Origin of the sequence: Bartonella fuyuanensis (genome assembly GCF_014197255.1) — a bacterium.
GTDB lineage: Bacteria > Pseudomonadota > Alphaproteobacteria > Rhizobiales > Rhizobiaceae > Bartonella > Bartonella fuyuanensis.
In genome coordinates this window covers 78,658-87,876 of the sequence record NZ_JACIFE010000006.1, presented here as the reverse complement: position 1 = coordinate 87,876, position 9,219 = coordinate 78,658, and the positions used below count along the sequence as shown (strand labels likewise).

Here is a 9,219-nt window from a genome sequence, read left to right as displayed (position 1 = left end):
GATCGCTCCATCAGCTAAACTTTTTGCTGATTCACAAACACTTTTTGCCTCTTTAACTAAAGTCATGGCTGTAGAAGCTTGTTCCCTGCATTCGCTGGCTAAGGCCTTGGCTTCTTCAAAAACCCTTTTCATCTTTAAAAAAGTTAAAAGATTTTATAGAGCTTCTTTCAAAAATGGAATAGCGTTACAAGATAAAACTTACACCACTCATTCAATGAGACAAAAATTAAAAATAATTATTGAAAATGAAGCTCTTACTCTGATTATTTTGCAAAAATATCAGAACTATTTCAAAGTTCATTATAAAAATTTGTGAATTTAATCTTAAATGATTATACACTACAAATTTTTACTTTAACATATAATGCATTTTTCTTTCTTAAATGTTTTCTTTGATTAAAATACCAACAAGTAAAATAAAAAATACTTTAGCTTGTTGCTATCAGCTTTTTATCTTTCCATGTATCGTAATAAAAAACCTCATTCAAAATAAAAGCTACCCTTTCTCGGAATGAATGAGAGGTGTAGTTTTTTTAATGGTAAGCGCTATAAAGGATGCAATTAGTACTTTTAAAAAACCACCAATTAAAAAACCTAATGAACTTATTAAAACTGTTAGCAAAGAAACTTGAGTCATATATGCTGTCCATGGGATACCAAAAGCATAGACAACTCCTATACCACCCACAGCATTTATCGAAAATAAGAGTATAAAATTTAATCGTTTCCAAAATAACTCAACCATAAAGCCAATAAAAAATGCAGCAAATGGAAAACTAATGAGGTAACCACTTGTAACTCCTGAAAAAACACTAATTCCGCCACGTCCACCAGGTAACAGAGGTAATCCAATCGCAACAAGAATAAGAAAAAGAAGCGATGCGAGAGCTCCCCTTTTTGCTCCAAGTATAGACCCTGCTAACATTGGAGCCATAGACTGAGCTGTAATAGGCACCCTCAGCAAAAAAGGAAGATAAATAGGAGGAAAAAGACTCAAAACAGCGTAAACAGCAGCAAATAAAGCAATATAGACTAAATCTTTTGTATTCATTTGATTACCCCTTCATGACAGAAACACTTCATGTATTGTTGTATAATTAAGTATCAGTTTTATAAAATTATACTTCCAATAACTTAGATATAAAAAAATATTATAATAATATTTATTATATGAATCATATAAAATTATTACAATATTTAACTTATATTCTAAATCACGATAGTTAAATTCAATGGCTTTATGGTGATATATTAATGAACAGCATATAACAATAGCATAACAAAATAATATATTTATTTTAACTTATGCTTATTATTCTTTATTTTTAAACGTATTTCATTATAATAATGCATTGGAAAATTATTTTTTCTTTGAATGAATGAGAGGAGCAGATCTTTTAATCGCGAGTGCAACAAAGGATGCAATCAATATTTTTAAACAATCCCCTAACAAAAAAACTGATGAAGCCATTAAAACATTCAATAAAGAGACTTTAGTCATATACGCTGTCCATGGAACACCAAAAGCGTAGACAATTCCCACACCACCCACAGCATTTATCACAAATAATGTTATAAAATTTAATCGCTGCCAAAACAATTCTACCATTAAACCAATAAAAAACGCAGCAAATGGAAAACCTATCAAATAACCACTTGCAATCCCTGAAAAGACACTAATCCCTCCACGACCATTAGGCAACAAAGGCAATCCAATCGCAACAAGGAGAAGAAAAAGGATAGAGGCTAAAGCACCCCTTTTTGCCCCAAGTATCGATCCTGCTAACATCGGTCCCATCGACTGAGCCGTAATAGGCACTCCTAAAAGAAAAGGAAGATAAATAGAAGGAAAAAAGCCTAAAATAGCATAAATAGCAGCAAATAAAGCAATATAAACTAAATCTTTTGTATTCATTTGATCCTTCCTTTCACTATAAAAAACTTTGATTCCTATGGGATGCTGGATCAACAATATCAGCATCATAAGAACGCGCTTCCAATGCTTCAGCAACTTCTGAAGCCATTCTTATGGTCCGTATAATTAAAGGTATTGTAAGAGCAATAAAATTCATATTAAGGCCGCGTGCTTTCTGTGCTTCATATACTTCATTAAATTTTTCACGCAACAGAGGAATAAACCGTATCGCCATAGAGATAACCATACTCACTTTTGATGGATTTATACCCAAACAACGAAAGTATTGAAGCCCTGCTTCAATTGCTTCCACCATATCTGAAACTTTTGTTGTAAATGAAATAAGTGATGATAAAGAAAAGAGGATCAGAAGACGTAATATAACCTCAACTCCTGTAAGCCAACTGATAAAAATAGCTTGAAACATAAATAAAAGAACTAAAAGCAATCCCATCGATTTAAACTGCTTTAGCACCATTTTAAAAGGAACCTCGGCAACTCTATAACACAAAGAAATAAATAATAAAAAGAGCCCAAGAAGGAATATAGATGAAACCATTATTATAGTGGTGCCACACACTGTAAGAAATAAAAACTTAATTCTGGGACTAAGTCTATGAATAAATGTATTCTTTGGAATATATAAACCGATCATGACATTCTCTTTATATACTCCTTGATAGCAACAAAAGGTACATCATCAATTGCTATCTCCCCCTTATCAAAAACAAGTACTCTATCAAACTTTTTCAAAAAATCTAAATCATGCGATACAACAATCACCGTTTGTGGTAACTCTTCTATAACTTGCGTAACACGATGCTTATTGCGCAAATCAAGTAATGTCGTCGGCTCATCAAAAATAACGTAATCTGGATTCATTATAACTACACTGGAAATCGCAATGAGTTGTTTTTGTCCACCACTTAATAAATGAACAGCATGATTTCTAAAAGCTTCAAGCCCGTAGCGCTGCAAAATTTCATCTACACGCGCTTTAATTTCATCTTTATTAAGCTTTAAATTTCTGAGACCAAAGGATAAGTCCTCTTCAACTAAAGGTAAAACAATCTGATTATCAGGATTTTGAAAAACAAATCCAACTTTACGCTTTACTGCTTTTGCATCACGTTTAGTATCAAGTCCATCAACGCTTACAAAACCGTGAGATGGTAATTGCAGCCCATTAATAAGACGAACAAATGTACTTTTTCCAGAACCATTTGCACCAATAATGGCGATACGTCTCTCGGTAAGTTGTACAGTAATACCCCTTAAAACACACAAATCACCAAAAACCTGCGTTACCTTATCAAATTTTATAATTCCCAAGATTTATTCCAATCAATCCTTTTTATTAGCTCTTTTTGTTATCATTTCAGTTTATACTCCAAAAGTAAAAACAAGCACCGCAGAGGAATAATCATGACTGCAAAACTCATATCAGGCACCTGCACAGAAATATATGGCTCAAAGAAAGATATATTTATTCCTCCCTTTTCAAAAAGTTGAGCCATGAATCTATTTTTCCCAAAACCGCTCATAAACATTACACAGAATAATAAAGCAAGAAAGCATAAATAAAAATAATTAGCATAAGGATATAACCCAAAGGCATAAATAAACGTCTCTATTTTGTGCTTACAAGCCTTTCGAAACTTCAAATGAACACTAACAATAATGACCCAAATAATAACTGCAGCAGTTGTAGCAAGAGCAAAGCACCTAACGTTAGTTCTTCCACTAACATTTCATTAAGCATTCGCGTGATGAAATAAACAATAATCCCCCCGAAAAGATAAGCTAGAATAGCTGAGGGATCAGCCAATTTTATAGATTCTGTTGAACCATAAAAATTCCGTTTCAATCACGCCTCCTAAAGCAATCATTTGAATATGACGATTTTAAAGATTATATTTCAATGCATGGTGCTTTTTTTCAAACATCATATTCCATTACCTGTGTGAAACCTAATTTCAACTTTTATTGAAAATAATTACGCACCTTTTTTAAAAAGTACAAAACAAATCGCAAACTTATTTTCTTGTCACAATGCAACTCCTTATTTTTCTGTGCATTATATCTGTGTCCTATTAAAGTCTTAAGAAAAAACATGCTCCGCCCTTTATTTAAATTAATGGCCTTCATTTTCGTTACACTGACAATTATAGCAGTAGTCATTGACAATGCACACTCTGTAATTACAACAAATTGGAAAATAACCCCCCTGAATAAAATTTTAGCAAATCTTCTGCAAACAGACATCTATAGCTTTAATCAAGCTCTATGCAAAATAACGCCTAATTTTCTGTCCTCAATTTGCCTTACTCTAACATATTTGCCAGCATGGTCTATATTTTGTGCTTTAGCAATAGTATTTTGTATGTTAAGTTACAAAAAACAAAAACCTTTTTACAAAATATCATATATATAACGAAGTACACATTTAATTTTGAAAAAAATTCTAGAACTCGCTGTGCTGTACAAAACTAATGTAGCCTAGAATACTTCCCGCTATTAAAACAATTGCAAGTTACTTGTCCATAAAAACGGATTAAAGCGATTTTATTATAAATATAAATACTCATTTAATGATTCTCACATGAATTCTATAGATAACGATAACACTACTTCATTTGCATCAATTCAAAAAAATAACAAATAAATTTACTTTCTTATTACACCTATAAGAAAATTCTAGACAAAAAAATGATATATTAAAGGATCTAGATTCTTTTATAGCCGCTGTTTTAGGCTCGACAAAAACCTTTCTTACTTCAGGACCAGAAATTATCTAAAACAATATCTTCTAATCTCAGTACTCCTTATACGATTGAAAATTTTTGAAATTAATGAGGAAATTTATAAAAACTGCCCTATATATTTAAAAAAACTAAGAGATTACTACGAGATTCTTTTTAAGCATCTTTTCCTTCTTAAGAAAATCGCAAAATAACAGCTTCAGTCATATTCCATTCTTCTAAATCTTAAAATCATTTCACTAAAACACTGGCTTTTTAGATATCTCATTCCAACTTTTCCATTGATTAGTACTACCAAAAAATCTCATTAATGAATTTCTCTTAATAAATTAACTTTGTTTCTAGTTCTATCAGCCGATTTTCATTCGGCATGATTTTTACTCTATCTTAGTAAAAAAACGTGATTAACTTCATTAATTCTCCCCCTTTTTCTTCCTATAGAAAGCAACTTTTTAATTTATTCCACTCATCTTATTCTCATATTAATAAATGTTCATGATGTTTTTTATTTTCTAATCATTTATTCAACAAATCTCTTTCTTACAAATCATAAAATGTTTGTATATTTGCTAAGCTAGCTTAACATCATTTTCTAACCTAAAGATTTATGTTTCCAGCTTCTTAATTTGAATGCTATCGTAAATTGGAAAGTATTTTTAGCATTAAGACAAAAAATACTGTATCTCCTTGACTTTTACATCTCTCTCGTCCTCCTTCAAATTACTATCATATCTTATAACTAAGGAACTTAAGCAGTTATATTTGCGTAAAATGATTAAGTGAATCGATATATTCGAAGGGTGTCTCTGTAATCTAATCAAAACAAGATAAAAAAGATTTTATGAACTATCCTGCTATCATCGTCTAAAAATCTGATGATATAAAAAATTCTGTCTGCAACAAAAATAATCTAAAGTACTGAAGTACTTAATAAAATTTCTTCTCCAAAACTGTACAATGAATAATAGCACTGCTTTTTATATGTATTGTGAATAATGCCGTTTGGACTTTCTAAGCGTAATAGATATTAAAGATAAAGTAAATACTTTCGCACGGTATCTGCTTTTTCATGCTAAAGTGGCGCAAAACATTGCGAATAATATTGATCTGTCAATTTTTCGATTAGATAAGCCACCTATGTAGAGAATAATATGCAATTCTAGTAGAAAAAATCAACGATCATTTTTTCCATTCTTTAAATCCAGCTTTTTCATATTCAAACAGTGAAATGTCCGTGAAGTTTTCCAATAGTGAAGATCTGAAGAAGATTCTTAATAAAACAGCGCAATTTTATAAAGATATTGCCGTTTTTACGAATACTTCATTAATAGCTGGACAAATTGATCAATTTGCAAAACTGTATTATAGAAATTAGAATTGCCTAACAAAATTTAGTAGGTATTGCTGCTGATCTTGCTTCCGATGAGAAAAAACCATTTGTTGTTTTGTAAGCTCATTTTTTGACAATACGTACACTTGAAAAAATATAAATAAAGGCAAATGTTTCTTATTGTGAAAATTCTGTTGACTGATTGCTATTAGTGCTGTTACCTGTTATAGGTTGTTGGAAGTTATACATCACGTTATTTTTGGCTTTTCTTCGCTTTTATACTACTGCAAATATATACATCATTGATCCATAAATAATAAAGAAACGAAAGCTGAAATCCTTTCTACTCTCGATAATCCTATACCTGTTTATACACATTTTGGAAAGTGCACGGTTAAAAATATTCATAACGACATTTCAAAAGCGATATTCATAAAGCTTTTGATATAAAAAAGGAAAAAGATATTCTCTTACTTACTACTGAAGTAACTTGCCAGATTTGTCTTGATACCACTGAAAAACTCAAAAATTATAAAATTGTACCGACACTGACAAATGTACCAACAATTCAACCTTTATATCGTATATCTTTAGTTGTATATGAAAAAAATAGTATTAATGGGAGGGTTGGAGTTGCAATTGCTCGATGGCCTATAGAACAAAACATTACATGCCAATTTTTCTCGTTGGGAATACCAAATGACCCAATTTGTAATGCAAGCCAATTAGACATTTTAGTAAACTATGAAATCAGGAAAGATAGTATAATGAAAATTGTGTTAGCAATACAAGTAATAGACTAAAGAGATTCCTAATATGCTCACTCATTCAAAAAAAATCATAAATAATTGAAAATACAAGAAAATAAAGCAGATAAGCATATTAAATCGTGCAGCCATGCTCTCTCAGTAAACGAACTTTGCTAAAAACAGTGCGGCACTTTTTTCATTGCTTTAAAACATACTATATAAAAAACAACATCATATCCATATAATATATTATTCAATAAACTTAATACAAATAATATAGCGATTATAGAAATAATATTTATTCTGATATAGTTTCTATCATAATCACATTTTTAAATAATATATATTGATTTTTTTAATAAAATTAATTATATCTTATAGATAATTTAAATGCATATTATAATGTAACTAAATGAAATTTATAATATTACACTTTATGACATTATGGAGTAAATTTAATTAACATATTATATTTTGATATGTTTTATAAATAGGATGGAAAAATGTTAACAGCATTATTTATATTTATTTTTTCTGTATCAACAGTCGTTTTACCTTTACTAGCAGCGCTTCTGCCTTTTTATCCTTAGAATAAATTTTCAACAAAATGAATCAAAACATAAGCTTTTTTTGTTCTGTATTGATTAGTTATACGGCAGTTATTGAGTATTTTTGGAAGAGGTTTTAAACCTCTTCTATTTAATATTAACTGTCAATATATCTATAAAATATACGGCTGTGCTTCTCTATAAAAAAGAATTTTTTCTAAAAATAGCATAACATATTGTTTTATCAATTAAAAATATTCGTATTTACTAAACTCTTACGTGTAATATCTCTGATTGTCTGAGCACCAGTCAGTGTCATAGCTACCCGCATTTCATTGGCAAAAAGATCAAGGAGATGCGTAACACCTTTCTCACCTGCCGCCGCAAGCGCATAAATAAAAGCACGACCAATCATAACAGCATCCGCACCTTGTGCTATCATGCGTATAACATCAAGGCCAGAACGAACACCAGAATCCACTAAAATAGTTAAATAATCCTTTACCGCATCTGCAATTATAGGCAACGCTCGTGCTGTTGATAATACACCATCAAGCTGACGTCCACCGTGATTGGAAACAACAATACCATCAGCACCAAATTGTACTGCTTCGCGCGCATCTTCTGGATCAAGAATACCTTTCAGAATCATTTTTCCCTTCCAAAAATCACGAATCCATTGTAGATCATTCCAGCCAATTGAGGGATCAAAATTTGCACCAAGCCAACCAACATAATCATCTAATGCAATCTTTTTTTTGAGATAAGTCGAAACATTTCCAAGATCATGGGGACGCCCCATAACACCAACGTTCCAAGCCCAATGTGGATGAGTAAAAGCTTGTAAAAAACGGCGTAAGCCAGCATAAGGACCAGACATCCCGGAATGCGCATCACGATAACGTGCACCAGGAACTGGCATATCAACTGTAAAAACCAACGTACGTACACCAGCTAACCAAGCCCGCTCTAGTGCATCACGCATAAAACCACGATCTTTGAGAACATAAAGTTGGAACCAAAATGCACCACCAACCGCTTCTTGTACTTCTGCAATGGGACAAACTGAAACCGAAGATAGTGTAAAAGGAATCCTTTTTGCCACTGCAGCACATGCCGCTTTCACCTCGCCACGACATGCATACATACCCGTTAACCCAACAGGTGCAAGCACAATCGGTAAATTAAATGTCTGATCAAAAAGCTTAATTGAAAGATCAATTTCACCAACTTGCTTTAGAATCCTTTGACGCAGTGCAAGTGCTTGAAGATCTGTACAATTACGTCGCATCGTTTCTTCAGCATAAGCCCCACCATCAATATAGTGAAAAAGGAAGGGAGGAAGACGGCGCTTTGCGGCCTTACGGTAATCAAATGTTGAAGAAATAATCATTGTTGGCACCATTATTCCTGAATGAAAAGAGAAAACACCCTAAAACACATAAGAAAAAATCTCATGTACCTCCTTATACGATATCGCCCCCAAATTCTCTATCGAATAGATAGAAGTAACAAAGATTGCAATTTTCTAAAAAAACTAATTGATAAAAACAACGTCTTTATTTCTCCTTTCCAAATATAAAACTTCACAGTATGGAGCAGTAGCAATAACGTATCTACTCATACATTGTTCATGAGCAATTGAAATTATTATACTCGTTTTCAACAAATACCTTTTTTAAAACTATTACTTCACAACTTAGTTAGTTGTAATTTAAGATAGTTTTTTCCTCCAAAGAGTCCTTACATTATTGTTTATAAGAATATAGAGCTTGTAGTCATTAAGTAGAAATCATAAGATCCCCCCAAATATGAAAAATCCTTTGATTAATACTCGAAATAAATTCGTCGCATACATCCAGAAACCTTCGCATATCAATTTTCAAAACTGAAACCTGTTACTCGTTCATAAAAT

At 31.7% G+C, this 9,219-nt stretch carries 7 protein-coding genes and 1 pseudogene; 1 reads left to right on the top strand and 7 read right to left on the bottom strand.

Translation table 11 applies throughout. The features are described from left to right. On the top strand, positions 1–316 hold a 316-nt coding region (locus GGR08_RS04025; RefSeq protein WP_183194104.1), incomplete at its 5' end, for a hypothetical protein. Between the two features lie 180 nt (positions 317–496). Here the strand turns inward: GGR08_RS04025 and GGR08_RS04020 are convergent. The 7 genes and pseudogenes from GGR08_RS04020 to lldD form a co-directional block, all read right to left on the bottom strand. Beyond that, on the bottom strand, positions 497–1,051 hold the full coding sequence (locus tag GGR08_RS04020) for a biotin transporter BioY (protein WP_183194103.1): 555 nt from the start codon (positions 1,049–1,051) through the stop codon (positions 497–499). Positions 1,052–1,360: 309 nt separating this feature from the next. Continuing rightward, complete coding sequence (locus GGR08_RS04015; RefSeq protein WP_183194102.1) at positions 1,361–1,915, bottom strand: biotin transporter BioY; 555 nt, start codon at positions 1,913–1,915, stop codon at positions 1,361–1,363. 16 nt (positions 1,916–1,931) lie between these two features. Further along, on the bottom strand, positions 1,932–2,570 hold the full coding sequence (locus GGR08_RS04010; RefSeq protein WP_183194101.1) for an energy-coupling factor transporter transmembrane component T family protein: 639 nt from the start codon (positions 2,568–2,570) through the stop codon (positions 1,932–1,934). Beyond that, positions 2,567–3,247: an energy-coupling factor ABC transporter ATP-binding protein gene (locus tag GGR08_RS04005; RefSeq protein WP_183194100.1), complete on the bottom strand. Its 681-nt coding sequence runs from the start codon at positions 3,245–3,247 to the stop codon at positions 2,567–2,569. The genes GGR08_RS04010 and GGR08_RS04005 overlap by 4 nt, the downstream gene beginning before the upstream one ends. Before the next feature lie 41 nt (positions 3,248–3,288). Continuing rightward, positions 3,289–3,645 (bottom strand): annotated as a pseudogene (locus GGR08_RS08225) (aromatic amino acid transporter AroP); the annotation flags it as partial. Next, positions 3,576–3,782 (bottom strand): hypothetical protein, encoded by a 207-nt coding sequence (locus tag GGR08_RS04000; RefSeq protein ID WP_183194099.1) that lies wholly within the window; start codon positions 3,780–3,782, stop codon positions 3,576–3,578. The gene GGR08_RS04000 and the pseudogene GGR08_RS08225, both read right to left, overlap by 70 nt. A 3,766-nt stretch (positions 3,783–7,548) precedes the next feature. Further along, positions 7,549–8,697 (bottom strand): FMN-dependent L-lactate dehydrogenase LldD, encoded by a 1,149-nt coding sequence (gene lldD, locus GGR08_RS03995; RefSeq protein ID WP_183194098.1) that lies wholly within the window; start codon positions 8,695–8,697, stop codon positions 7,549–7,551. Positions 8,698–9,219 lie beyond the last annotated feature (522 nt).